Genomic DNA, 23,565 nt, shown 5'->3' on the forward strand with positions numbered 1-23,565 from the left:
GTTCAAGGGTTTTGGGCAGGGGGCCGTGCCCGGTTGCGTAAGGCGGTGGCGGCCACGCCGCTCGCAATGATCAGGGCCATGCCGGCCCAGCCGATCAGGGGAATCTGGTCACCGAATAAAAACAAGCCGTACAACGCTGCAAACACGATGCCCGAGTATTGCAAATTGGCCACCACCAAGGTCGCACCGCTGCTGTAGGCTTTGGTCATGCTCAACTGGCCCAGCGCGGCCAGCAAGCCAATCGGCAGCAGCCACCAGGCATGCGGCCAGACCCAGGCACTGGGCCCCACAAACAGCATGGCCACGGCACCGGTGAGGGTGGTGCCGACGGAAAAATACAGCACAGTGCGGGCCTCGGGCTCGCCCAAGCGGCCGAGCGCCGCCACCTGGATATAGGCCAGCGCCGCACCCAGACCCGAGAGCAGACCGATGACACCCGCGAACAACTGGTTTTGCTCGATGGTGGGCCGCAAGATCATGACCACGCCCACAAAGCCTGCGATGACCGTGAGCACCACCGGGCCTTGGCGGACCCTGTCTTGGACCCGGCCCATGACCAGGGTGCCGCCCACCAAAAAAGCCGCGACCCAAATGCCACTCATGTAGTTGAGGGTCATGGCGGTGGCCAAGGGCAAATGGGCAATGGCGTAAAACCAAGCGGTGAGCGAGGACACGCCGATCACCGAGCGCCAAACGTGCATGAGCGGGATGGGGGTGCGCCAAGCCACGCTTTGGCTGCGGCAAATGGCAGCCATCAGCACGACCCCGACCACGCCCCGGTAAAACACCAACTCAAAGGTGTGGAAGTACTCGGAAGCGTATTTGATGCAAACGCTCATCGTCGCAAAAAACAGCGACGCCAGGATCATCCAGGAGGCTTGCATCCGGACGGGCTTCAGAGGTTCTTCATTTGCTGGCGGTACCACTCATGAAAGTGCTGCATGCCGTCTTCCATGGGGCTTTGGTAGGGGCCGACTTCGTTGTCGCCACGGGCCACCAGCGCTCTACGCCCTGCGTCCATGCGTTCGGCAATTTCGTCGTCCTCGATGCAGGTTTCCATATAGGCGGCTTGCTGGGCCTCAACGAACTCACGCTCAAAGGCGACGATCTCTTCGGGGTAGTAAAACTCCACCATGTTGAGCGTCTTGTTCGGGCTGATTGGGTGCAGGGTTGAGACCGTGAGCACATGCGGGTACCACTCGACCATGATGTGCGGGTAGTACGTCAGCCAGATAGCGCCACGCTCGGGCAGTTGGCCGTTGCGGTATTTGAGCAGCACCTCGTGCCAGGTTTTGTAAGCCTCTGAGCCGGGCTTGCCAAAGCCGCCCGACACGCCCACGGTTTGCACCGAATAGTGTTCCTTGAACTCCCAGCTCAGGTCATCGCAGGTGACGAACTGACCCAGCCCCGGGTGGAAGGGGCCAACGTGGTAGTCCTCCAGATAAACCTCGATGAAGGTCTTCCAGTTGTAGTTGCACTCGTGCAGTTCGACCCGGTCGAGGGCGTAGCCGTCGAAGCTCAGTTGGGCCCGCGGGCCCATGCCGGCCAGGTCAGCGGCGATGTTGCGGCCGTTATCCTCAAATAAAAGGCCGTTCCATTCCTGCAACTTGTAGTTGTTCAGGTTCAGGCAAGGATCGTGCGAAAAGTGGGGTGCGCCCAACAACTGGCCGCTGGGCGAGTAGGTCCAGCGGTGCAGCGGGCAAACAATGTTGCCGCCTGCGCTGCCCTTTTGCTGGGTTTGCAAATTGCCCCGGCCGTTCAGCATCACGGCCTGACGGTGGCGGCAGACGTTGGAGACGAGCTCGACACCGCCTTGGGCGTTGCGCACCAAGGCGCGGCCTTGCGCCTCGTGGGGCAGGGCGTAAAAGTCGCCCGGGTTGGTGACGGCCAGCTGGTGGCCCACGTAGCGTGGGCCTTGCCGGAAGAGTGTGTTCAATTCGCGCTGGAACAGCGCTTCATCGAAATAAGTGGAAACTGGTAGTTGGCTTGCGGCCTGCTGCAGTTGAAGACTTAAATCAGACATGGGTGACCTGACCTAGAGACTCCCCCTATGAAGGGGCAGGGACAAAGCGACGAATTCTGAGAAAACGGCGCAAAAAAATGACAGGGAAAACCTGCCGATGAAATCGGATTCTACCCCGATGGGTAACCCCTGTTGAATTGAACTTCACAAGCCTTGAAAAATTCAAGGTCTGTGCTCGCAGGCCCGCGTGCAGCTTCGCCCATCACCGTCTTGTGGACTTGACAAGGCCAGCTGTCAGCTCAGCCAAGGCTTAAGGCCTAAAATCGGGTTTTTTCATCCGGAACTCACCATGCCCAAGGCCGCCCCCACCGACCCCGCTGATGCCCCGGCAGCCCCCCTGCCCGCCACGTACGAAGCGGCGCTGGCAGAGTTGGAGTCCCTGGTGGGCCAGCTCGAATCGGGTCAAATGCCTTTGGACCAGCTCTTGACGGGCTACCAGCGCGGCGCGGCTTTGCTGGCTTTTTGCCGCGACAAGCTCAAGGCGGTGGAAGATCAGATCCAGGTGCTGGACGGCGGGCAACTCAAACCCTGGAGCGGCGCATGAGTGTGGACTTGAAGGCTTGGATGCAACCGCATCTTGAACGGGTGGAGCAAGCTTTGTCGGCTGGTATCGTGGCCGAATCGCCTGCCGCATTGGGCCAGGCCATGCGCTACGCTGTGTTGGACGGTGGCAAACGCCTGCGCCCCTTGCTGGTGCTGGCCACCGCTGAGGCCGTGGGCAACGAGGCCAGTAGCCCAGCAGCCCTGAATGCGGCCTGTGCCATCGAGCTGATCCACGCTTATTCGCTGGTGCACGACGACATGCCTTGCATGGACAACGACGTGCTGCGGCGCGGCAAACCCACGGTTCATGTGCAGTTTGGCGAAGCCCAAGCCCTGTTGGCGGGTGACGCTTTGCAGACCTTGGCCTTTGAATTTTTGACACCGCTGGATGGCAGCGTCTCTGCGCCGGTGCAAGCCGCTTGTGTGGGCTTGCTGGCTCGCGCTTCGGGTTACCAAGGCATGGCTGGGGGCCAAGCGATCGACTTGGCCAGCGTGGGTCAGCGCTTGAGCGAAGACCAGTTGCGTCAGATGCATCGCCTCAAAACTGGGGCGCTGCTGCTGTGCAGCGTTCAGATGGGCGTGGCTTGTGTGCCGGGCGTGCCCGAACCGGTACAAGCGGCTTTGACGCGCTTCGGCGAGGCCTTGGGCCTGGCCTTTCAGGTGGTGGACGATGTGCTGGATGTGACCGCTGATTCGGCCACCTTGGGCAAAACTGCAGGCAAGGACGAAGCGGCCGACAAGCCCACTTATGTGGCCCTCATGGGGCTGGAAGCGGCCAAGGCGTATGCCGACAGCTTGGCGGCTCAGGCCATGCAGGCGCTGGCCAACACCGGCTTGCCCGAGGGCCGTTTGGCTGCGCTGCGTGCGCTCACCGCCATGGTGGTAGAAAGAAACAACTGACATGAACGATTTGCTCAAGACCATCGATGCCCCGGCCGATCTGCGCCGATTGCAGCGCGCCGACTTGCCCCAGTTGGCCGATGAGTTGCGCCACTGCGTGCTGGACAACGTCTCTAAAACAGGGGGCCACCTGAGTTCCAACTTGGGGACCGTGGAGTTGACGGTGGCTTTGCACTATGTCTTCAACACCCCGGAAGACCGCATCGTCTGGGATGTGGGCCACCAGACCTACCCGCACAAAATCCTCACGGGTCGACGCCACCGCATGCCCACGCTGCGCCAATTCGGCGGCCTGTCGGGCTTTCCGCGCCGCGACGAGAGTGAATACGACACCTTTGGCACGGCGCACTCGTCCACCAGTATTTCGGCCGCTTTGGGCATGGCCTTGGCGGCCCGCCAAAAAGGCGAGTCGCGCCACTCGATCGCGGTGATCGGCGATGGCGCCATGACCGCTGGCATGGCCTTCGAAGCCCTGAACAACGCGGGTGTTGAAGAGTGCAAGCTGCTGCTGATCCTGAACGACAACGACATGTCGATCAGCCCGCCCGTGGGCGCGCTCAACCGCTACCTGGCCCAGCTCATGAGCGGACGTTTTTATTCGGCGGCCAAGGCCGGGGCCAAGAACGTGCTGAAAAACGCACCGCCTCTGTTTGAGTTGGCCAAGCGCCTGGAAGAACATGCCAAAGGCATGGTCGTGCCCGCCACGCTGTTCGAGAAATTCGGCTTCAACTACATCGGCCCGATCGACGGGCACGACTTGGAGTCGCTGATCCCGACGCTGGAGAACATCAAGCACCTGGACGGCCCGCAGTTTTTGCATGTGGTCACCAAAAAGGGCCAAGGCTACGAGAAGGCGGAGGCCGATCCGGTGGCTTACCACGGCCCCGGCAAGTTCGACCCGAGTGTGGGCCTGGTGCCTTCGGCCACACCCGCCAAAACCACTTTCACCCAGGTGTTTGGCCAGTGGCTGTGCGACATGGCCGAGAAAGACATGCGCCTGGTGGGCATCACCCCTGCGATGCGCGAGGGCTCGGGCATGGTGGCTTTCCATCAGCGCTTTCCCAAGCGCTACTACGACGTGGGTATTGCTGAGCAGCACGCCGTGACCTTTGCCGCAGGCATGGCCTGCGAAGGCCTCAAGCCTGTCGTGGCTATTTATTCCACCTTTTTGCAGCGCGGCTATGACCAGTTGATCCACGATGTGGCGCTGCAAAACCTGCCTGTGGTGTTTGCGCTGGACCGCGCCGGTTTGGTGGGTGCCGACGGGGCCACTCACGCGGGGGCGTATGACATCGCCTACATCCGCTGCATTCCGAACATGAGTCTGGCCTGCCCGGCCGACGAACGCGAGTGCCGCCAACTGCTGAGCACCGCATATGCACAAAACCACCCGGTGGCGGTGCGGTATCCGCGTGGTGCGGGCGTAGGCACCGATCCCGGCCGAGATCTGGACACCCTGCCTTTTGGCAAAGGTGAAGTGCGTCGACAAGGTGAGAAATTGGCCATTTTGGCTTTTGGCACTTTGCTGGCGCCCGCATTGCAAGCGGCAGAAAAGCTCAACGCCACGGTGGTCAACATGCGCTGGGTCAAACCCCTCGATGTGGAGTTGTTGGCCCAAGTCGCACAAAGCCATGAGCGTTTGGTCACGGTGGAGGAGGGCTGCATCATGGGCGGTGCGGGCAGCGCCGTGGGCGAAGCCTTGCAGCAGCTGAACCTGCAGCGCTCGGTGCTGCATCTGGGCTTGCCCGATACTTTCATCGAACACGGCGATCCGGCCAAGCTCTTGGCTTTGCAAGGCTTGGATGCGGCGGGTATTGAGGCGTCTATCCGTCAGCGCTGGCCCGATTTAATTCAATTCAACAGGTCGTGAAAAACTTTCATATTTTGTTGTTGGCTCAACTTTGTTGAATTTCTATCCCCAATAAAAGGGTAAACCCCTGTCTTTAAGGGTTCTGCAGCTTCCTACAATACGGTTCGACTTGTGGGTCAGTGCCCAGGTAACCTGGGCATGTTTTTAATCTTTCAACAGGAGTCCTCTTATGGATCGTCGTTCCGTCATTAAAAACGCTGGCATTGCCGGTATTTTGGCTGCGGGTGCTGCACCTGCCGTTCACGCTCAAGCCGCCTTGCGCTGGCGTCTGACATCCAGCTTCCCCAAGGCGCTGGACACTTTGTTTGGTGTGAACGATGTGTTCGCAGCCAAGGTCAAGGAAATGACCGGCGGCAAATTCGTAATCACGACCCATGCGGCCGGTGAATTGGTGCCCGCATTCGGCACCATCGATGCCACCAAAGACGGTACCGTGGAAATGTCCAACACCGCGCCTTACTACTATTTCGGTAAGGACGAGACATTTGCCTTGGGTTGCGCCATTCCCTTTGGTTTGAACAGCCGCCAGATGTCGGCCTGGATGTACCAGGGCAACGGCCTGAAGCTGTTCCGCGAGTTCTACAGCAACTACAACATCGTGAACTTCCCCATGGGCAACACAGGTGCCCAGATGGGTGGCTGGTTCCGCAAGCCTTTCAAGTCGCTGGCCGAGTTCAAAGGCACGAAGTTCCGTGTCGGCGGCTTCGGTGGCAAAGTGGTTGCCCGCATTGGCGGTGTGCCCCAGAACATTCCAGGCGGTGAAATTTACCAAGCCTTGGAAAAAGGCACGATCGACGCTGCCGAGTGGGTGGGTCCATACGACGATTTGAAACTGGGTTTCTACAAAGTGGCCAAGTACTATGCTTACCCAGGCTGGTGGGAAGGCGGTCCTCAGTTGGACCTGCACATCAACAAGCAAGCTTGGGACAGCCTGTCCAGCGAGTACAAGGCCATTGTGGAAGCCGCTTCGGTTTACGCCCACAACGACATGCAAACCCGTTACGACGCCCGCAACGCGGCAGCGCTCAAGACGCTGGTGGCAGGTGGTGCCAAGTTGTTCCCATTCCCCAAAGACATGATGGACGCGGCGTTCAAAGAGTCCGAGGCTTTGTACGCAGAGATTGGCGAGAAAAACGCCAACTGGAAAAAAATCTACGCCGACTACGCTGGTTTCCGCAAAGAAGCCAACCAGTGGTTCCGCTTCACCGAAGCCCGTTTCGACAACTTCATGCAATCGGCCAAGCTGTAATTCAGCCGCGCACGACCGCACTGCAAAAGGCCCTTCGGGGCCTTTTGTTTTGAGCGGTGCACAGCGCCCATGCCCCTCAGGCACACTTTCATGCAGCACATCGATCTTTCTTACCAATGGCAGCCTCAGAGCCGTGAGGCGGCGCGCAACCGCCAAAGCCCGTTGCGCAACCCGCTCATGGATTTGTTGCAGGCCGTGCGCCATGCGGGCTCTATTGCGGGGGCGGCCAAGTTTCTGAATTTGTCTTATCGGCATGTGTGGGGTGAGCTCAAGCGCTGGGAGCAAGCCATGGGGCAGCCCTTGATTCTTTGGGAAAAAGGCCAAGCAGCAAGGCTGTCGGGCTTTGCAGACAAATTGTTGTGGGCCGAGCGACAAGCGCAAGCCCGTTTGGCGCCTCAAATCAGTGCGCTCCAAGCGGAGCTCGAAAAAACTTTCGCCGTGGCCTTCGACCCCGACCACCAAGTCTTGCCGATTTTTGCCAGCCATGACGACGCGCTGGTCGGGTTGCGCGAGACGGCGGCGGCGCAGTCATTGCATTTGGATCTTCGTTTTTGTGGCAGCGTGGATGCCATCCGTGCCTTGAACGAGGGGCGTTGTCATGTGGCCGGGTTTCATGCGCCGTGGCAGCCTGGCGCGCAATCTTTGGTGGCGCGCACTTACAAGCCTTTGCTCAAGCCTGGGCTGCACAAGCTGATGGGTTTCGCCACACGCGAGCAAGGCTTGATGGTGGCCCCAGGCAATCCACGGCGCTTGCAGGGGGTGCGTGATCTTTTTCAAAGCGGTGTTCGATTTGTCAATCGAAGTGTGGGGACAGGCACACGTTTGTTGTTGGACCAGAGCCTGGAAGAAGCCGGTTTGGCAGCAGCGAACTTGACGGGCTACGACCACGAAGAAAATTCACATGCCGCTGTGGCCGCCTGTATTGCGTCCGGGCAGGCCGATGCGGGATTGGGCATTGCCAGTGCTGCACATGTGCAAGGTCTGGATTTTGTGGCCTTGTCACAAGAGCACTATTGGTTGGTGTGTCTGGCCTCGGCCTTGGAGACAGCGCCGGTCCAGCAGCTGCGGCGGCTCCTGCACAGCGCGGCATGGCAAGCCCATTTGCAGTCCATGCCGGGTTACACCCCATCGGCGTGGACAGGTCAGGTCCAGTCTTTGCGCAGCATGTTGCCGTGGTGGACATTCAAAACCCAGCGGGCAGGTGACAGGGTTAACCCTCAATTTACAAGCCCCTGAAATGACTTCCACGACATTGCCAAAAATATCACCCTCGCATTTCACGTTTTTCGGTATTTGAATGTCTGCAGGGTCCTACAATGGCCCCTGTTTTTCCGGAGTAAGCCATGTCTTTTTTCATGATGATTTCACGCGGAATTGACCGCTTGAATCAAACCGTTGGGCAACTCACCACCTGGTTGATTTTGGTCACCACTTTGATCAGCGCAGGCAATGCGATCGTCCGCAAGGCCTTTGATCTCAGCTCCAATGCCTTGCTTGAAGTTCAGTGGTATTTGTTTGCTGCGGTGTTCATGCTGGGGGCGGGTTATGGCTTTTTGAAAAACTCGCATGTGCGCATTGATTTCATCTCCGGCATGCTCAGTCCGCGCACCCGCAATTGGATCGATGTAGGCGGCATCTTGTTGGCCTTGTTTCCTTTTTGCCTCATTTGCATTTACCTGTCTTGGCCGCTGTTCGTTCAGGCCTACGACACGGGTGAAATGTCTTCCAATGCAGGTGGCCTCATCCGCTGGCCTGTTTATGCGCTGGTGCCTGCCGGCTTTGCCTTGCTCATGCTGCAAGGTGTGTCGGAGTTGATCAAGCGTTTGTCATTTTTGATGGGTCAGGGTGAAGACGTTTTGTCTTCCGAAGAAGCCATGTCTGACGAACAAAAAGAATTGCTGGCGTTGGAAAAGCTGGCACAAGAGCAAGCGCAGGGAGCACGTTGATGGAAACCACTTTTCTGGCAATCAATTTTGTGCCAATCATGTTTGGCGGCTTGCTGCTGCTGCTGCTGACGGGATTCCCCGTTGCATTTGCGTTGGCCGCATGCGGCTTGGCTTTCGGTTTCATCGGCATGGAGGCTGGCATTTTCCCGCCTTCGTTGTTCCAAGCCTTGCCTTTGCGCATCTTTGGCATCATGCAAAACGACACCTTGCTGGCCATCCCGTTTTTCACCTTCATGGGCATCATCTTGCAAAAATCTGGCATGGCCGAAGACCTGCTGGAAACCGTTGGGCAGGTGTTCGGTCCTGTTCGCGGCGGCGTAGCGATTGCCGTGGTCTTGGTTGGTGCCTTGCTGGCAGCGACCACAGGCGTGGTGGCTGCTGCCGTGATTTCCATGGGCTTGATTTCACTGCCCATCATGCTGCGATACGGATACAGCCGGGTCATTGCCACGGGGGCCATCACGGCCTCTGGCACTTTGGCACAAGCGCTGCCGCCGTCTTTGGTGTTGATCGTTTTGGCTGACCAAATGGGCCGCTCTGTGGGCGACATGTACGCCGGTGCTTTGCTGCCGGGTTTGTTGCTGGTGGGCCTGTATGTGTTGTTCATCATCGGCGTCGCCATCTTCAAGCCAGCCATGGTGCCCGCCTTGCCGCCGGAGGCGCGCATCTACCGTGAGCCCAATGGCAAGTCGGGCCATGTCTCGCTGTTGTTCTTGCTGATTTTGTGCACTGTGGTGGGTTTTGCTTGGACCTCGGCGCATGACACCATCATGATGACTTGGATGGAGCGCACCCAAGCGGCCCCTGCAGACGAAGTCGTGATCATGTCAATGACTGTCGCCTCTTTGGTGGCCTTGTCCTTGGCGGTGTTCAATCGGGTCACGGGTATGGGCCTGTTGTCCAAGTTGGCTGAGCAGGTCACCTTTGTTTTGATGCCGCCGCTGATCCTGATTTTCTTGGTCCTAGGCACCATCTTTTTGGGTGTGGCCACACCCACCGAAGGCGGTGCCATGGGGGCTTTGGGTGCCTTGATTCTGGCCATCGGCAAGCGCCGTTTGAGCATGCCCTTGATGAATCAGGCCTTGGAGAACACGGCCAAGCTCGCTTCTTTTGTGTTGTTCATCCTCATTGGCTCCACGGTCTTCAGCTTCACCTTCAACGCGGCCGATGGCCACATCTGGGTGGAGCATCTGTTCCTGGACATGCCCGGGGGAGCGATCGGTTTCTTGATCGTGGTGAACCTCCTGATCTTCATTTTGGGCATGTTCATCGATTTCTTTGAAATCGCTTTCATCGTCATCCCAATCTTGGCCCCTGTGGCTGAGAAGATCTTGCCCGGCATGGTGCCCGGGATGACCGCTGATCAAGCCATGATCTGGTTTGGCGTGATTGTGGCGATGAACCTGCAGACCTCTTTCTTGACGCCGCCCTTTGGTTTTGCTTTGTTTTATTTGCGCAGTGTCTCTCCCAAGAACGATTACAAAGACCGCATAACGGGCGAGAACATCGCTGCGGTCAAGACCACAGAGATCTACAAAGGCTCGATCGCTTTCATCGTGCTCCAGTTGATCATGGTGGCGAGCATCATTGCTTTCCCGAACTTGGTGACCGGTGGAATCCAAGAGGGTGTCAAAATTGATGCAGACGCGGCTTTGGAGCAGATGCTTGAGGCTGAAAACCAGTCTCAGGACGAACAAGCCGACGAACTTCAGCCCGAAAGTGAGGAGGCGACTGAGGATGACCCAGCCAAGGCGCTTGAAGCCGACATGAAGGCCAACAAGCAATAAGTGGGTCTGCCTACATCACAAAAAAACCCGGATCTCCGGGTTTTTTTGTGGACGCCCGTATTGGTGCTCAAGTCATCAACATGGTGCGGGTGCGGCCTATGCAAAACGGTTCATAGTGGACACTCCTGATGCATGGGCCTGTGCATGTCCCTTAGCATCCAAAGCGTTGTATGAACACTTTCACTGACAGCGCCTTGACGGCGCTGAAGCTCATCTCTTCCTTTGACCCTGCCCTGTGGGTGGTGGTGTCCCGGTCTTTGTCCGTGAGTGCCACGGCCTGCCTGCTGGCCTATGGCGTTGGTGTAGTGCTGGGGGCTTGGTTGGCTGTGTCGCGTTTTCGGGGGCGGGGCGCGGTGCTGGTGGGTTTGAACACTTTGCTGGCGCTGCCTTCGGTGGTGGTGGGCCTGGTGGTGTATTTGCTGCTGTCGCGCACCGGGCCATTGGGTTTTTTGGGCTGGATGTTCAGTTTCAAGGCCATGGTGCTGGCCCAGTTCATTTTGGTGGTGCCCGTGGTGGCCGCGCTCACGCGCCAAGTGGTCGAAGACGTGGAGCGCCAGCATGGCGAGCAGTGGGCATCACTCGGTGCTGGGCCTTGGGTGCGCAGTTTGCTGCTGGCCTGGGACGAACGCCTGGCCTTGCTGACCATTGGCGTGACTGCTTTTGGCCGCGCCATCTCGGAGGTGGGTGCGGTGATGATTGTGGGCGGCAACATCGATGGCTTCACGCGGGTCATGACCACCGCCATTGCATTGGAGACCAGCAAAGGCGATTTGCCGCTGGCGCTGGGGCTGGGCATGGTCTTGCTGGCGGTGGTGCTGTTGCTCAATGCGTTGGTGGCGGGGCTACGCCTCTGGGGTGAGCGGCGCAACACGCGACCTGCGCCTGAGGGCAGAACCTTCGGGGTGCAGCCATGATCGCCACACAGATCGGTCTGGAGGCGGTGAGCGTGCAATTGGGGGCGCAGGCGGCCTTGACGGGCGTGAGCTTGCGCATCGAGGCGGGCGAGCGCGTGGCCCTGGTGGGTGCCAATGGCTCGGGCAAAAGTACTTTGCTGCGCACCATGCATGGACTGGTGCCTCCTACGCAAGGCCAGCTGCAACAAGCGCCGGGAGTGCGCCAGGCCATGCTCTTCCAAAGGCCGCATTTGTTGCGCCTGTCGGCACAGAACAACGTGGCGCTGGGCTTGTGGCTGGACCGCACACGCGGTCTGTCTTGGGCCGCTGCCAAGGTGCTCGCTCTGCAGGCCTTGGAGCGCGTGGGATTGTTGTCAGTGGCGCAGCAAAACGGCCGCCAGATGTCGGGCGGGCAGCAGCAGCGTTTGGCTTTGGCCCGCGCCTGGGCACGCCAGCCCGATGTGCTGCTGCTGGACGAACCCACGGCCAGCCTGGACCCGCACGCCAAACGCGAAGTCGAAGCCTTGATGGCCGAATTTGCCTGTGCGCCAGAGCGTCCGCTGACCCTGGTCTGGGCCAGCCACAACCTGGGCCAAGTCAAGCGCTTGGCCACCCGCGTCATTTATCTGGAGTTCGGTCAAGTGATGGCCGATTTGCCTGTGACCGATTTTTTCAACCCCGAACTGCTGGCTGAACACAGCCCGGCAACCCATGCTTTTGTTCAAGGAGAACTTTCATGACCTTTCCATCTTCTATGACCCGTCGCGCTTTGGTGTGTGCGGTATTGGCCACCACCTCGGTGTGGGCGCAAGCCCAGTCCATCGTCATGTCCTCCACCACATCGACTGAGCAGTCGGGCTTGTTTGCGCACCTCTTGCCCGCCTTTAAGAAAGTCAGCGGGTTGGATGTGAAGGTGGTGGCCCTGGGCACAGGCCAGGCGCTGGACATGGCGCGGCGTGGGGATGCCGATGTGGTGTTTGTGCACGACAAGGTGGCCGAAGACAAGTTTGTCGCCGATGGCTTTGGCATCAAGCGCTTGCCTGTGATGTACAACGACTTTGTCTTGATTGGCCCCAAGGCCGACCCGGCCGCCACCAAAGGCAAAGACATTGTGGCGGCCTTGGCCAAGTTGTCGGCTGGCAACGCCGCCTTTGTGTCGCGCGGCGACAAGAGCGGCACACACGCGGCCGAATTGCGTTTTTCGAAGATGGCCAACTTGGCCGACAAAAAAGGCGGTGGCTACAAAGAGTGCGGCTGCGGCATGGGTCCGGCTTTGAACATCGCCGCGTCTTCCGGTGCTTATGTCATGGCCGACCGCGCCACTTGGCTGAACTTCAAAAACCGTGCTGATTTGGCCATTTTGGTGGAGGGTGACCAACGTCTGTTCAACCAATACGGCGTGATGGTCGTCAACCCAGCCAAGCACGCCCACGTCAAGCAGGCCGATGCGCAGAAGTTTGTGGACTGGATCACCTCGGCCGCAGGTCAAGGTGTGATTGCCGACTACAAAATCGGTGGAGAGCAGTTGTTCTTCCCGAACGCGGGCAAGTGATCAGACTCTGGGCAGGCTAAGTTTGCGGTAAACCGTGGCGCGGCTGATGCCCAGGCTGCGAGCGGCTTCGGCCACGTTGCCTCGGGCTTGCTGGACGGCTGCTCGGATGATCTCGGTCTGCACATCCTTCAGGGGTTTGGCCATCGCCTGAGCACGTTCTGGGGTCTTCGTGCTGTTCGCGGATGCTGGGCGGGAGCCCGAGCGCAGGGCCTGGGTTTGCAAACGCAGGCCCGACCACAGTGGCAACTCTTGTGCCCCGGCTTGTCGACTGGCTGCGTCGAACAGGTTTTCCCAAGGCGAGGCGAACACCTCGCTGGCGTGCTGCGATTGGCCGTCGGTTCCCGGTGACATGGACAGCATTTGCCGCGCCGTGGGGTTCGCCCCCACGATTTGGCCGTTGTGGTCAAGTGTGATCAGGCCATCGCTGTCGTCGCCGGGTTGGTTGCCGGGCCAGTTCAGGCGCAGCACCAGGGCGTGATCAGTGGACAGCAGCCAGCTGTTTTCGATGCTGCGGGCTGAGCGGCGCACCAGGTGTTTGAGGGCAGGGCGCTCGGTGGTCTCGATGCCAGTCAAGTCCAACATGCCCGCGCACAGGCCATCCGGGCCAAAAACCGGCGCCCCGGCGCAGCTGTAGACCCCCGTGTCCTGAAAGAAATGCTCGCCACGGTGCAACCACACAGGCTGCAATTCGGTCAGGGCGGCGCTGATGGCAGTCGTGCCCACGGCTTTTTCGGACAAATCCACCCCCACACGGGCGATCACCTCGGCGCGGCGGTCTTGCCGGTCCACCGGGCCGTGCACATCGACCACGATGCCTTGGGCATTGGTCAGGATTGCGAAATAGCGGATGTCGGCAATCGCCCGCGCCAGCTCGGCCAGCACCGGCTGGGCCGCTTGCACCAAGGGACGACTGGCTTCTTGCACGCGGCGCATGTGCTGGGCCGAGATGGCGTCAAAACCGACCGCCTGGCTCGGCTGCAGGCCCATGGACAGGCAGCGCTGCCAAGATTGGGCAATCCAGGGCGACACACCACTGCCTGGGATCGCGGGTTGGCCCTGAAACACCCAGTCGCGGGCTTGTTCGATCCGTTGCAGGCGGTCGCTGTGGTGGGTGGTCTGGGGCATGTCAGATGTGTATCAAGCTGAGAATTTTTGCGTCAACCCTGATAAACCTAGGGTTAATCCGGAGCGGTTTGCAGAGCGTTGCGCCAACAATGGCTATGCATTCTGATTCATAAGCGCGGGCTTGAGAAGTCCGTCACCTCACAGGAGATACACATGCAGAAAGTCCTGCACATCAACCCGGACAAATGTACCGGCTGCTTGCAGTGCGAAATGGCCTGTTCTTTTGAGAACTACGGCACATACGCCACCTCCAAATCCCGCATCAAGGTGTTTGACTTCCACCACACTGGCAAAAAAGTGCCCTACACCTGCACCCAGTGTGACGAGGCCTGGTGCCTGCATGCCTGCCCAGTCGAAGCCATCACCGTGGACAAAGCCACGGGCGCCAAAGTGGTCAACGAGTCCACCTGCGTGGGCTGCAAGGTTTGCACCATCGCTTGCCCATTCGGCACGATCAACTATGTGCAAGAGACCGGTAAGGTGCAAAAGTGTGACCTGTGCGGTGGCGATCCGGCTTGCGCCGACGCTTGCCCAACTGGCGCCATCACTTTCGTGGACGCCAACTGGACCGGCATCGACAAGATGAAGCAGTGGGCCGACAAGTTGGGCAATCAGCCCTCGGCCTCTTAAATCCCCCCACTAGGAGCATCAACATGTCTTGGGCTGGAAAAATTCTCCGCGTCAACCTCACGGCTGGCACCGTCAAATCCGAACCGCTGAACATGGAGTGGGCCAAGGCCTACCTGGGTTCGCGCGGTTTGGGCAGCAAATACCTGATCAGCGAGATCGACCCCAAAGTCGACCCGCTGTCGGCTGACAACAAAATCGTCTGGGCCACGGGCCCACTGACCGGCACCATGGCCTCCACCGGTGGCCGCTACACCGTCATCACCAAGAGCCCACTCACCGGTGCGATCGCTTGCTCCAACTCGGGTGGCTATTGGGGCGCTGAGCTCAAAATGGCCGGTTGGGACATGGTCATTTTTGAGGGCGCATCGGCCAAGCCGGTTTACCTGCACATCAGCGACGACGAAGCCGAGCTGCGCGATGCGAGCCACCTCTGGGGCCAAAGCGTCTGGAAGACCGAGGAAATCCTCAAGTCCAGCTTGCAAGACCCCTTGCTGCGCGTTTGCAGCATCGGCAAGGCCGGTGAAAACGGCGTGCTCTATGCCGCCGTGGTGAACGACTTGCACCGTGCGGCTGGCCGCTCGGGCGTGGGCACCGTCATGGGCAGCAAAAACCTCAAAGCCATTGCGGTGCGCGGCACCAAGGGTGTGGGCAATATGCACAACCCCAAGGCTTTCATGGCTGCGGCCAAGGCGGCCAAAAAGGTGTTGGCCGACAACGCGGTCACCGGCCAGGGCCTGCCCGCTTACGGCACCCAGGTGCTGATGAACGTGATCAACGAAGTGGGCGGCTTGCCCACTCGCAACCACCGCGATGTGCAGTTTGAAAGCGCCAAAGACATCTCGGCCGAAGCCATGGTCACGCCCCGTGAGACCGATGGCAAAAAGCACCTGGTGACCAACCAAGCTTGCTTTGGTTGCACCATCGCCTGCGGCCGCATCAGCAAGATGGACGAGGGACACTTCTCGGTCAAAAACAAGCCTGAGTACTGGGGCGCCAACGGCGGCTTGGAGTACGAAGCAGCTTGGGCGCTGGGCGCAGCCAACGGCGTGAAAGACCTCGAAGCCCTGCAATACGCCAACATGATCTGCAACGAAGAAGGCTTCGACCCGATCAGCTTCGGTGCCACCATCGGTGCCGTGATGGAGCTGTACGAAATGGGTGTGCTGACCAAAGAGCAAATCGGTGTGGAAGCCCCGTTTGGCTCGGCCGAAGCGCTGTGCGAGTTTGTCGACATGACGGCCAAGGGCGTCGGTTTTGGCAAAGAAATTGGCATGGGCTCCAAGCGCCTCACCGCCAAATACGGCCACCCCGACCTGTCCATGAGCGTCAAGGGTCAGGAATTCCCGGCCTATGACGGTCGTGTGATCCAAGGCATTGGCCTGGCTTACGCCACGTCCAACCGTGGTGCTTGCCACCTGCGCGGCTACACCATCGCCTCTGAAGTGCTGGGCATCCCGGTCAAGACCGAGCCCACCGAGCACGAAGGCAAGCCCGAATTGGTCAAGGCCTTCCAAGACGCGACAGCCGCCTTTGACTCGGCCGGTATTTGTGTGTTCACCAGCTTTGCCTGGACCTTGGCTGACGTGGCCCCTCAGGTGCAAGCCGCTTGCGGTGAAGAGTTCACCATGGAGCACTTGAACCACATCGGCGAGCGCATCTGGAACATGGAGCGCGATTTCAACAACGCCGCTGGCTTCACCAAGGCCGACGACAACCTGCCCAAGCGCCTGATGAACGAAGCCGCCAAAACCGGCCCCGGCAAAGGCATGGTCAGCAAGTTGGACGAAATGTTGCCCAAGTACTACGACGCCCGCGGCTGGGATGGCGAAGGCCGTCCGACATCGGCCACTCGGGAACGTCTGGGCTTGTGACCTTGCCCCTGTAGGAGCGAGCGCCTGCTCGTGAAGCCTTCACCGTAGGGGTGCGCTTCTACAGGAAATCAAGCGGCCTGCGGGCCGCTACCTGTTTCTGGAGTCCGTTTCATGACCCACCACGTCATCTTGGGCGCAGGCCCTGCAGGCGTCATCGCCGCCGAGACCCTGCGCAAGCACGCCCCCGCCGACACCATCACCCTGGTGGGTGACGAGCCCGATGCGCCTTATTCGCGCATGGCCATCCCCTATCTGTTGATTGGCAACATCGAAGAGCAGGGCACCTACCTGCGCAAGAGCGCCACCCACTTTGACGATTTGCGCATCACGCAAGTCAAAGCCAAGGTGACGCGAGTGGACGCTGCAGGTAAAACCGTGCATCTGGACAACGGCCAGTCGCTGGCTTTTGACAAGCTGTTGATTGCGACCGGCTCCCAACCCGTGCGCCCACCGATTACCGGCATGGACCTGCCCGGCGTGCACCCTTGTTGGACGCTGGAAGACGCCCGCGCTATTCAGGCGCTGGCCAAGCCTGGGGCTCGTGTGCTGCAAATGGGCGCAGGCTTCATTGGCTGCATCATCATGGAAGCGCTGGCGGCGCGTGGCGTCAAGCTGAGCGTGGTGGAAATGGGTGACCGCATGGTGCCCCGCATGATGGGCCCGGTGGCGGGCGGCATGATCCGCGACTGGTGCGAGGCCAAAGGCGTGCAGGTGTTCACCGGCACCAAGGTCGAGGCCATCAGTCAAGGTGCAGAAAAAGGCTTGCTTGGCAAGTTGGCTTCCGCGGTGGGCTTGGCCTCTGACGAAGCGGGTGGCCCGCTGCAAGTGCGCCTTTCTAACGGCCAAACCGTCGAGGCCGATCTGGTCATCAGCGCCACGGGCGTGCGCCCGGCCATTGGTTTTTTGAAGGACAGCGGCATCACCTGCCTGCAAGGCGTGTTGACCGACCAGCACCTGCAAACCAATGTGCCCGGCATTTATGCCGCAGGCGACTGCGCCGAAGCTTTTGACATGGTCAGCGGCAAAACGATTGTGAGTGCCATCCAGCCCAACGCCGCCGAGCAGGCCCGCGTGGCCGCGCTCAACATGTTGGGCCAAAAGACCGAGCTCAAAGGCGTCACACAAATCAACGTGCTCGACACCCTGGGTTTGATCTCCACCAGTTTTGGCAACTGGGAAGGCGTGGCCGATGGCCAGTCGGCCGTGTTGACCGACAAGGCCGCAGGTCGTCACCTGAGCCTGCAGTTCAAGGACGATGTGATGGTCGGTTGCAACAGCGTGGGCTGGACTGAGCATGTGGGCGTGATGCGTGGCCTGGTCGAAGGCCAGGTGCACTTGGGCGACTGGAAAGACCGCCTGATGCACGACCCGACCAAGCTGGTGGACGCTTACCTTGATTGCGCACAGGGTCAAGGGCGATGGAGCGGTGCGCAAGACGCACGCCGCCGCTGAAGCGACAATCTGCGCATGAACATCACTTTCAAACTGTTTGCCACGCTGACCGATTACTTGCCCCCCGAAGCCCGGCGCAGCAACCAGGTTACGCTGGATGTGGCGCAGGAATCCAGCATCAGCCAGATCATCGAGCCCTTTGGCATGCCCCCGAAGCTCGTGCATCTGGTGCTGGTGAATGGCAAATACATCAAACCCGAAGACCGAGGCACCACCACCTTGGTCGAAGGCGATGTGCTGGCGATTTGGCCCCCAGTGGCCGGTGGTTGAACTCAGCGTAAGCGGAAACCCGACCCATGCAGTCCTACTACCCCGAGCGCTTCGAGCGCGACATGGGCACCACCGAAGGAGAATGGCTGTGCGCCTTGCCCCGCGCCTTGGGCGTGCACGCCTTTGAGCTGGGTACAGGCCAAGCACGCGTGCTCATCGGTGAAGGCCACCTGCTGCTGCAATGGCGCATCCTGCCTCCGCGTGTGATCGCACTGCTGCGCTTGCAGCGGCTGGCCGTGTCTTTTGTGTTTGTGGGCGTGGAAGAAGATGCGCGTCAGCGCTTCATGAAGCGCTTTGATTTGACGATGCAGCGAGGTGGTGGATAGAGAATCACCGCCCCCAGAACATCGCCACCGACTTGAGACCCAACAAGGTCAGTGCAAGCGAGCCGAACAGGTGAACACCGGAGGTGCCTGCCGCCAAGGCGTAGCGGCCTTGTTGCAGCATGGCGACCACTTCGGCCGAGAAGCTGGAGAAAGTGGTCAGGGCGCCTAAAAAGCCGGTGACCAGGGCCAGTCGCCAGACCGGATCCAGGTCGGGCAGTTGCTGGAACACGCCCACACACACGCCCACCAGATAGCCTCCGATCAGGTTGGCGGCCAGCGTTCCCAGGGGCATCAGGCCGGCACTGGCGGGGTTGAGCCACAAGCCCAGTTGCCAGCGCGACAGCGCCCCCACACAAGCGCCTATGCAAATCGCAATCACCGTGAGCATGGGGTGGTTCCTTTGGGCTGTGGATGAACGGTTTTAAAACGGTGGGTCTTCTTCGTCCGCTGCGGCAGCGCCCGTGTTGACGGTTGAATTGTGCACGGTGCGTGTGGTGCTCGGCACCGGGTCGGCAGCCGCCACACCCAGTTCCATTTCGCCGCCCAAGGCGTCGATCAGGCTGTCGATCAGCGGCCCCAGCAAGCCGGTGGACAAGGCCACGTCGGCGTCAAAGCGGTCTTCGTTTTTGTCGGTGCCCGATTCGTCCATCACGCCGTCAAGGTACTGCACTTTTTTCAGCTGCAGGGTATCGGTCAGCACAAAGGCCACACGCCCGTCCCAGCTCAGCGCCAGCTGGGTGGGCAGCTTGCCTTCGAGCACATGCTTGCGCACATCGTCGTTGGCCAGGTGGTGGCGGGTAAAGCGCACGCTGGCGGCGTCTTCGCCAGTGGACTTGAGCACGGTTTCGCGCTCCACCGTGAGGTCGGCTGGCCATTCGTCCGGGGTTGGGGCCAAAAGCCATTGCGTCATCGCCGCTTGGGGTGAGGTGACGGTCTGGATCAGCGACACGGACAGGCCACCCATCACGTTCATCAGCGCCGACATGACTTCGTCGGCCTTGCCTTGGCTGCCTGCATTCAGCACCAAGCGGCGGTTTTCCAGGTCCATCCACACCAGCACGGTGGATTGACGGGCAAAGGCTTGTGGCAGCAGCGACAGCAGCACGTCGTCCATCAGGTCGCGCTTTTCTTTTTTGCCAGGTTTGCGTCCGGTGGCCGCTTCGATTTCGGCGATGCGTTCGTCTGCCTTGCGCCGCACCACATTGCCCGGCACCGCCTTGGACTCGATCATGAGTTTCAGGATCCACTGCCCGGCCACGGACTCAACCAAGGGGCCGTGGGCCTCGCCACGCGGCGGCACCCAGCCGATCGACTTGTCCTGGCTCGCGCCACATTCCACAAACTGCACCGGCTCCAGCGCCGCCTGCACATCGGCCAGAGTGGGCGAAAAGCCCTCACCGATGCGGTAAACCATCACATTTTTGAACACAGCAATCCTCTAAGACTTCGGCGCAAGCATCGGCCGAACAAGGGGCTATCTTAGAGGATCATGTGGGGTGAATTGGGTTGGATGCAGTGACAGCTTCATCACATGCGTGAGGGGAGCCAGGTGGCCAAACCCGGAAACCACCACAACAATGCCAAAGCCAGGCCCATGAGCAAAAAGTAGGGCAGGCAGACGCGAGCGATCCAGGTGATCTGTCGCTCGGTCATGCTTTGCAGCACAAACAGGTTGAAGCCCACCGGTGGCGTGATCTGAGCCATCTCGACCACGATGACCACAAAAACACCAAACCACAGCAGGTCAATCCCGGCCGCAGTCACGGTGGGCAAGATCACGCCCATGGTCAGCACGATCATGGAAATGCCATCGAGAAAACAGCCCAGCAACATGTAAAACAAGGCCAAGGCCACGATCAGTACGGCGGGCGACAACTGCAGGGCCGTCACGTATTCGGCCAGGTGCCGGGGCAAACCGATGTAACCCATGGACAAGGTCAGGAAAGCAGCACCGGTCAGGATCAGCGCGATCATGCAGTAAAGCCGGGTCGCCCCCATCAGCGCATCACGGAAAGTGGCCCAGTTGAGCGAGCCTTGAGCCGCCGACAGCAGCAAAGCCCCCACCACGCCCACTGCCGCTGCTTCGGTGGCGGTGGCAATACCGGTGTAAATGGTGCCAATGACCCCGCCGATCAGCAAGACCACGGGGATCAGATGTCGCGACTCGCTCAGTTTCTCCCGCAGGCTCATGCGTTCGTCGGAGCTTGGCACTTGGTCGGGGTGGCGCAAGGCCCAAACCATCAAGTAGCCACTGAACAGGGCGGCCAGCAGCAGGCCCGGAATCACGCCTGCCACGAAGAGTTTGGCAATCGATACCTCAGCCGCCACGCCGTACACGATCATGATGATGGAGGGGGGAATGAGCAGACCCAAAGTGCTGGCACCGCCCAAAGAACCGACGATCTTGTCGGCTGGATAGCCACGCTGCGTCAGCTCGGGGATGCTCATCTTGCCGATGGTGGCGCAGGTGGCCGCTGACGAGCCAGAGACTGCCGCAAAGATGGTGCTGCCCAAGATGTTGGTGTGCAGCAAACGACCGGGCAAGGCGTTGACCCAAGGGGCCAGGCCGCGGAACATGCTTTCGGAGAGCTTGGTCCGGAAAAGGATCTCGCCCATCCAGACAAACAAGGGCAACGCCGTCAGGGTCCAGCTGCTGGCCGAGCCCCAAATGGTCAAGGCCATGGCATCACCCGCCGAGCGGGCGGAGAAAAGCTCCATGCCGATCCAGGCCACGCCCGCCAAGGTCAGGCCGATCCAGACACCGCTGCCCAGCAGGGCAAACAGCGACACGATGAGCAGCGAGGTGATCAGCCAATCATTCATGACCCGCCTCCTGGCCGTGGGCGCGTTGGCCACGCCACTCTAGCCACCATTCGTCCAGAAAAGCCAGCGACAACACCGTGCTGCCCAGCCCCATCAAAATTTGAGGAATCCACAGCGGTGTGGCATCGCTGCCCGTTGAAATGTCGTGAAACACATGCGATTGCCATGCCAGTCGCCAAGCAAAAAAACTCAGCAGCAAGGACAGTACCGACGCCACTGTCAGCGCCCAAAGTTCCAGTCGGTGCCGTGCCAGGCCCTTGAGGCGGCCCAAAATCAGCGTGACCCGAATGTGCTCGCCGCGTTTGAGCGTGTGCGCCAAGGCCATGAAGCCAGCCCCCGCCATGGCATAACCGGCATAAGCATCGGTGCCAGGCACATGGAAATGCAGCAAACGGCTGACGATGGACAGCAAGACCATCAGCAGCACACCGATCATGAGCAAAGCCGCCATCCAGGCCGCGGCCTCGTAGACGGCGTTCAGGGTTTTTCGCATCTGGAAAATTCCGAGTCAAAGAAAAACCCCTGGTGCGCGCAGTGAGCACCAGGGGGCTGGGTGGGCTTACTTACGGAAAGCGTCCAGCATGGCCTGGCCTTCGGGGCCGGCTTTGGCCAGCCATTCTTTGACCATGGTTGCGCCCACTTTTTGCATGTCGGCCTTCAGTTGGGCAGACGGTGCCTGGATGGTCATGCCATTGGCCTTGAGGACGGCCATGGTGTCGGTGTTGACCTTTTGTGAAGCAGCCCAGCCCCGGGTTTCTGCTTCTGCTGCCGCTTTGACCACGGCGTCCTGGGTGGATTTGTCGAGCGCGTCAAAGGCCTTCTTGTTGACGATGATGGCGTTTTTGGGCAGCCAAGCTTGCACGTCGTAGTAGTACTTCAGGTGCTCGTACAGTTTGCTGTCCACGCCCGTGGCGCCAGAAGTCATGTTGGCTTCAACCACGCCAGTGGCCAAGGCCTGCGAGAGCTCAGCCGCTTGCACTGTGACGGGTTGCGCGCCCACCAGTTCGGCAATGCGCGAGGTGGAGGGGCTGTAGGCGCGCCATTTGCTGCCCTTGAGGTCGGCGGCACTTTGGATGGGCTTCTTGCTGTAAATGCCCTGAGGCGGCCAGGCCACTGCGTACAGCAGCTTCATGCCTTGCTCTGAAAGCTTCTTCTCCAGAATGGGGCGCTGGGCTTTGTAAAGCTTCACCGAGTCGTCGTAGCTTGTGGCCAAAAAGGGCAGGCCATCGGCGCCAAACATCTGCCATTCGTTTTGATAAGCGGCCAGCAAAATTTCGCCGATCTGGGCTTGGCCGCCTTGCACGGCGCGCTTGATTTCTGGGGCTTTGAACAGCGAGGCACCGGGGTGCACCGTGATCTTGAGTTTGCCGCCCGAGGCTTTGTCCACGTCGGCTGCAAATTGGTTCAGGTTGACCGAGTGGAAGTTGGTGGCCGGGTAAGCGGCGGGCAAGTCCCACTTGGTTTGGGCTGAGACGAAGCCGGAAACAGCGAGCAGGCCAGCCAGCAAGCTGAGGTGAAGGGCGCGACGTTGCATGAGAACTCCTGTGAAAGATGGAAATGAACGGTTCACTGGGCAGTGCAAGAAAGGTGCCCGCTTCACGCGTGCATCGGATGCATCTGTCTGGTGCCCACTGTAGGCAAGCCAGAGCCAATCCGTGCTCGGTGTTTTCCCTTAACGTCAACAAATTGTTGGCAAATTGTCGACATCGGACATAGACTTTCTCAATTCTCCAGCCTTGACAGAACCCATGCCGCGCAAAAATTCCCTGAGCACCTCAGCCGCCAGCCCCATCGTGTCCTCGGCTCATCTGGTCTCGCAAGACAGCGCGGAGATGAGCGAGTTCGAGTTTGGTCTCATCGTGGCGGGCAATGCTTTTCACCGCTGGATCATCCACTGCATGGCGGCTGCTGGTCTGAAGGATTTGACGCCGCTCGATGTGCTGGTGCTGCACCATGTCACGCACCGTGCCCGCGACAAACGCTTGGCCGATATCTGTTTCATCATGAACATCGAAGACACGCATTTGGTGAATTACGCCCTGAAAAAGCTGCAAGGCTTGGGCGTTGTGGTGTCGCAAAAAAATGGCAAAGACGTGACCTATGCAGCGACCGACGAAGGGCGCGCTTATGTGCAGCGCTACCGCGAGATCCGTGAGAGCTGCCTGATCGACGCTTTGAAGGCCGACGATGGCTTGAACCGCGACATTGGCGAGTTGGCCCGATTGCTGCGTGTGCTCTCGGGCATGTACGACCAGGCCGCGCGTGCTGCGGCTTCGTTGTGACCCTGATTTTTATTGATTCTGAT

24 protein-coding genes are annotated in these 23,565 nt (G+C 59.9%); 16 read left to right on the top strand and 8 right to left on the bottom strand.

The features are described from left to right. Positions 1 to 2: 2 nt before the first annotated feature. Together B9Z50_RS11495 and B9Z50_RS11500 are read right to left on the bottom strand one after the other, a co-directional pair. Positions 3 to 884, bottom strand: coding sequence for a DMT family transporter (locus tag B9Z50_RS11495; protein ID WP_108364500.1), 882 nt, complete (start codon positions 882 to 884; stop codon positions 3 to 5). Positions 885 to 895: 11 nt separating this feature from the next. Next, entirely contained in the window at positions 896 to 2,023 is a 1,128-nt protein-coding gene (locus tag B9Z50_RS11500) for an aromatic ring-hydroxylating dioxygenase subunit alpha (RefSeq protein WP_108364502.1), read from the bottom strand. 289 nt (positions 2,024 to 2,312) lie between these two features. On the opposite strand from B9Z50_RS11500, the gene B9Z50_RS11505 reads away from it, so the two are divergent. The 10 genes from B9Z50_RS11505 (at position 2,313) to B9Z50_RS11550 (ending at position 12,763) form a co-directional block, all read left to right on the top strand. Beyond that, positions 2,313 to 2,567, top strand: a complete 255-nt coding sequence (locus B9Z50_RS11505; protein ID WP_090043364.1) for an exodeoxyribonuclease VII small subunit — start codon at positions 2,313 to 2,315, stop codon at positions 2,565 to 2,567. After that, positions 2,564 to 3,466: a polyprenyl synthetase family protein gene (locus B9Z50_RS11510; protein WP_108364504.1), complete on the top strand. Its 903-nt coding sequence runs from the start codon at positions 2,564 to 2,566 to the stop codon at positions 3,464 to 3,466. Before B9Z50_RS11505 ends, B9Z50_RS11510 begins: the two co-directional genes overlap by 4 nt. Position 3,467: 1 nt before the next feature. Then, positions 3,468 to 5,336 carry a 1-deoxy-D-xylulose-5-phosphate synthase gene (gene dxs / locus B9Z50_RS11515; RefSeq protein ID WP_108364506.1) on the top strand — a complete coding sequence of 623 codons (1,869 nt, stop codon included), beginning with the start codon at positions 3,468 to 3,470 and terminating at the stop codon, positions 5,334 to 5,336. Between the two features lie 169 nt (positions 5,337 to 5,505). Next, positions 5,506 to 6,585 (top strand): TRAP transporter substrate-binding protein, encoded by a 1,080-nt coding sequence (locus tag B9Z50_RS11520; protein WP_108364508.1) that lies wholly within the window; start codon positions 5,506 to 5,508, stop codon positions 6,583 to 6,585. 90 nt (positions 6,586 to 6,675) lie between these two features. Next, the gene (locus B9Z50_RS11525) at positions 6,676 to 7,821 is read left to right on the top strand and encodes a substrate-binding domain-containing protein (protein WP_108364938.1); all 1,146 of its coding nucleotides are present in this window, start codon (positions 6,676 to 6,678) and stop codon (positions 7,819 to 7,821) included. 107 nt (positions 7,822 to 7,928) lie between these two features. Next, on the top strand, positions 7,929 to 8,531 hold the full coding sequence (locus B9Z50_RS11530) for a TRAP transporter small permease subunit (protein ID WP_108364510.1): 603 nt from the start codon (positions 7,929 to 7,931) through the stop codon (positions 8,529 to 8,531). Then, on the top strand, positions 8,531 to 10,318 hold the full coding sequence (locus tag B9Z50_RS11535; RefSeq protein WP_108364512.1) for a TRAP transporter large permease subunit: 1,788 nt from the start codon (positions 8,531 to 8,533) through the stop codon (positions 10,316 to 10,318). The genes B9Z50_RS11530 and B9Z50_RS11535 overlap by 1 nt, the downstream gene beginning before the upstream one ends. Positions 10,319 to 10,488: 170 nt before the next feature. Next, on the top strand, positions 10,489 to 11,232 hold the full coding sequence (locus B9Z50_RS11540) for an ABC transporter permease (protein WP_108364514.1): 744 nt from the start codon (positions 10,489 to 10,491) through the stop codon (positions 11,230 to 11,232). Beyond that, positions 11,229 to 11,951, top strand: coding sequence for an ATP-binding cassette domain-containing protein (locus tag B9Z50_RS11545; protein ID WP_108364516.1), 723 nt, complete (start codon positions 11,229 to 11,231; stop codon positions 11,949 to 11,951). The genes B9Z50_RS11540 and B9Z50_RS11545 overlap by 4 nt, the downstream gene beginning before the upstream one ends. 14 nt (positions 11,952 to 11,965) lie before the next feature. Further along, complete coding sequence (locus tag B9Z50_RS11550) at positions 11,966 to 12,763, top strand: substrate-binding domain-containing protein (RefSeq protein WP_370463081.1); 798 nt, start codon at positions 11,966 to 11,968, stop codon at positions 12,761 to 12,763. Here the strand turns inward: B9Z50_RS11550 and B9Z50_RS11555 are convergent, their stop codons facing one another. After that, positions 12,764 to 13,888: a helix-turn-helix domain-containing protein gene (locus B9Z50_RS11555; protein ID WP_108364520.1), complete on the bottom strand. Its 1,125-nt coding sequence runs from the start codon at positions 13,886 to 13,888 to the stop codon at positions 12,764 to 12,766. A gap of 153 nt (positions 13,889 to 14,041) precedes the next feature. On the opposite strand from B9Z50_RS11555, the gene B9Z50_RS11560 reads away from it, so the two are divergent. The 5 genes from B9Z50_RS11560 to B9Z50_RS11580 all read left to right on the top strand — a co-directional run bounded on the left by B9Z50_RS11560 (position 14,042) and on the right by B9Z50_RS11580 (position 18,437). Continuing rightward, positions 14,042 to 14,518: a 4Fe-4S dicluster domain-containing protein gene (locus B9Z50_RS11560; RefSeq protein WP_019427650.1), complete on the top strand. Its 477-nt coding sequence runs from the start codon at positions 14,042 to 14,044 to the stop codon at positions 14,516 to 14,518. A 23-nt stretch (positions 14,519 to 14,541) separates the two neighbouring features. Further along, positions 14,542 to 16,389, top strand: coding sequence for an aldehyde ferredoxin oxidoreductase family protein (locus tag B9Z50_RS11565; protein WP_108364522.1), 1,848 nt, complete (start codon positions 14,542 to 14,544; stop codon positions 16,387 to 16,389). Positions 16,390 to 16,500: 111 nt separating this feature from the next. Then, entirely contained in the window at positions 16,501 to 17,841 is a 1,341-nt protein-coding gene (locus tag B9Z50_RS11570) for an NAD(P)/FAD-dependent oxidoreductase (RefSeq protein ID WP_108364524.1), read from the top strand. A gap of 15 nt (positions 17,842 to 17,856) precedes the next feature. After that, entirely contained in the window at positions 17,857 to 18,111 is a 255-nt protein-coding gene (locus tag B9Z50_RS11575; protein WP_108364526.1) for a MoaD/ThiS family protein, read from the top strand. Positions 18,112 to 18,137: 26 nt separating this feature from the next. Next, a complete protein-coding gene (locus B9Z50_RS11580; RefSeq protein WP_108364528.1) occupies positions 18,138 to 18,437 on the top strand; it encodes a hypothetical protein in 300 nt (99 codons plus the stop codon). 4 nt (positions 18,438 to 18,441) lie between these two features. On the opposite strand, the gene crcB is transcribed toward B9Z50_RS11580, so the two are convergent. From crcB to B9Z50_RS11605, 5 genes are all read right to left on the bottom strand, one after another. Beyond that, positions 18,442 to 18,825: a fluoride efflux transporter CrcB gene (gene crcB, locus B9Z50_RS11585; protein ID WP_108364530.1), complete on the bottom strand. Its 384-nt coding sequence runs from the start codon at positions 18,823 to 18,825 to the stop codon at positions 18,442 to 18,444. Positions 18,826 to 18,858: 33 nt separating this feature from the next. Further along, positions 18,859 to 19,866 carry a recombination-associated protein RdgC gene (locus B9Z50_RS11590; protein WP_233249843.1) on the bottom strand — a complete coding sequence of 336 codons (1,008 nt, stop codon included), beginning with the start codon at positions 19,864 to 19,866 and terminating at the stop codon, positions 18,859 to 18,861. A gap of 98 nt (positions 19,867 to 19,964) precedes the next feature. Further along, a complete protein-coding gene (locus B9Z50_RS11595; protein ID WP_108364532.1) occupies positions 19,965 to 21,260 on the bottom strand; it encodes a TRAP transporter large permease in 1,296 nt (431 codons plus the stop codon). Next, positions 21,253 to 21,753 (bottom strand): TRAP transporter small permease, encoded by a 501-nt coding sequence (locus B9Z50_RS11600; RefSeq protein WP_108364534.1) that lies wholly within the window; start codon positions 21,751 to 21,753, stop codon positions 21,253 to 21,255. The genes B9Z50_RS11595 and B9Z50_RS11600 overlap by 8 nt, the downstream gene beginning before the upstream one ends. 66 nt (positions 21,754 to 21,819) lie before the next feature. Then, on the bottom strand, positions 21,820 to 22,794 hold the full coding sequence (locus B9Z50_RS11605) for a TRAP transporter substrate-binding protein (RefSeq protein ID WP_108364536.1): 975 nt from the start codon (positions 22,792 to 22,794) through the stop codon (positions 21,820 to 21,822). A 214-nt stretch (positions 22,795 to 23,008) separates the two neighbouring features. Here B9Z50_RS11605 and B9Z50_RS11610 point away from each other — a divergent pair, with 214 nt between their 5' ends. After that, a complete protein-coding gene (locus B9Z50_RS11610; protein WP_108364538.1) occupies positions 23,009 to 23,542 on the top strand; it encodes a winged helix DNA-binding protein in 534 nt (177 codons plus the stop codon). Positions 23,543 to 23,565 lie beyond the last annotated feature (23 nt).

This window comes from Limnohabitans sp. Bal53, assembly GCF_003063355.1.
In the GTDB taxonomy this organism is placed as follows: domain Bacteria; phylum Pseudomonadota; class Gammaproteobacteria; order Burkholderiales; family Burkholderiaceae_C; genus Limnohabitans_A.

Bases quoted from the DNA above. Each gene is read 5' to 3' on its own strand.
- B9Z50_RS11495 (WP_108364500.1), bottom strand. From the start codon at position 884: ATGCAAGCCTCCTGGATGATCCTGGCGTCGCTGTTTTTTGCGACGATG.
- B9Z50_RS11500 (WP_108364502.1), bottom strand. From the start codon at position 2,023: ATGTCTGATTTAAGTCTTCAACTGCAGCAGGCCGCAAGCCAACTACCA.
- B9Z50_RS11505 (WP_090043364.1), top strand. From the start codon at position 2,313: ATGCCCAAGGCCGCCCCCACCGACCCCGCTGATGCCCCGGCAGCCCCC.
- B9Z50_RS11510 (WP_108364504.1), top strand. From the start codon at position 2,564: ATGAGTGTGGACTTGAAGGCTTGGATGCAACCGCATCTTGAACGGGTG.
- dxs (WP_108364506.1), top strand. From the start codon at position 3,468: ATGAACGATTTGCTCAAGACCATCGATGCCCCGGCCGATCTGCGCCGA.
- B9Z50_RS11520 (WP_108364508.1), top strand. From the start codon at position 5,506: ATGGATCGTCGTTCCGTCATTAAAAACGCTGGCATTGCCGGTATTTTG.
- B9Z50_RS11525 (WP_108364938.1), top strand. From the start codon at position 6,676: ATGCAGCACATCGATCTTTCTTACCAATGGCAGCCTCAGAGCCGTGAG.
- B9Z50_RS11530 (WP_108364510.1), top strand. From the start codon at position 7,929: ATGTCTTTTTTCATGATGATTTCACGCGGAATTGACCGCTTGAATCAA.
- B9Z50_RS11535 (WP_108364512.1), top strand. From the start codon at position 8,531: ATGGAAACCACTTTTCTGGCAATCAATTTTGTGCCAATCATGTTTGGC.
- B9Z50_RS11540 (WP_108364514.1), top strand. From the start codon at position 10,489: ATGAACACTTTCACTGACAGCGCCTTGACGGCGCTGAAGCTCATCTCT.
- B9Z50_RS11545 (WP_108364516.1), top strand. From the start codon at position 11,229: ATGATCGCCACACAGATCGGTCTGGAGGCGGTGAGCGTGCAATTGGGG.
- B9Z50_RS11550 (WP_370463081.1), top strand. From the start codon at position 11,966: ATGACCCGTCGCGCTTTGGTGTGTGCGGTATTGGCCACCACCTCGGTG.
- B9Z50_RS11555 (WP_108364520.1), bottom strand. From the start codon at position 13,888: ATGCCCCAGACCACCCACCACAGCGACCGCCTGCAACGGATCGAACAA.
- B9Z50_RS11560 (WP_019427650.1), top strand. From the start codon at position 14,042: ATGCAGAAAGTCCTGCACATCAACCCGGACAAATGTACCGGCTGCTTG.
- B9Z50_RS11565 (WP_108364522.1), top strand. From the start codon at position 14,542: ATGTCTTGGGCTGGAAAAATTCTCCGCGTCAACCTCACGGCTGGCACC.
- B9Z50_RS11570 (WP_108364524.1), top strand. From the start codon at position 16,501: ATGACCCACCACGTCATCTTGGGCGCAGGCCCTGCAGGCGTCATCGCC.
- B9Z50_RS11575 (WP_108364526.1), top strand. From the start codon at position 17,857: ATGAACATCACTTTCAAACTGTTTGCCACGCTGACCGATTACTTGCCC.
- B9Z50_RS11580 (WP_108364528.1), top strand. From the start codon at position 18,138: ATGCAGTCCTACTACCCCGAGCGCTTCGAGCGCGACATGGGCACCACC.
- crcB (WP_108364530.1), bottom strand. From the start codon at position 18,825: ATGCTCACGGTGATTGCGATTTGCATAGGCGCTTGTGTGGGGGCGCTG.
- B9Z50_RS11595 (WP_108364532.1), bottom strand. From the start codon at position 21,260: ATGAATGATTGGCTGATCACCTCGCTGCTCATCGTGTCGCTGTTTGCC.
- B9Z50_RS11600 (WP_108364534.1), bottom strand. From the start codon at position 21,753: ATGCGAAAAACCCTGAACGCCGTCTACGAGGCCGCGGCCTGGATGGCG.
- B9Z50_RS11605 (WP_108364536.1), bottom strand. From the start codon at position 22,794: ATGCAACGTCGCGCCCTTCACCTCAGCTTGCTGGCTGGCCTGCTCGCT.
- B9Z50_RS11610 (WP_108364538.1), top strand. From the start codon at position 23,009: ATGCCGCGCAAAAATTCCCTGAGCACCTCAGCCGCCAGCCCCATCGTG.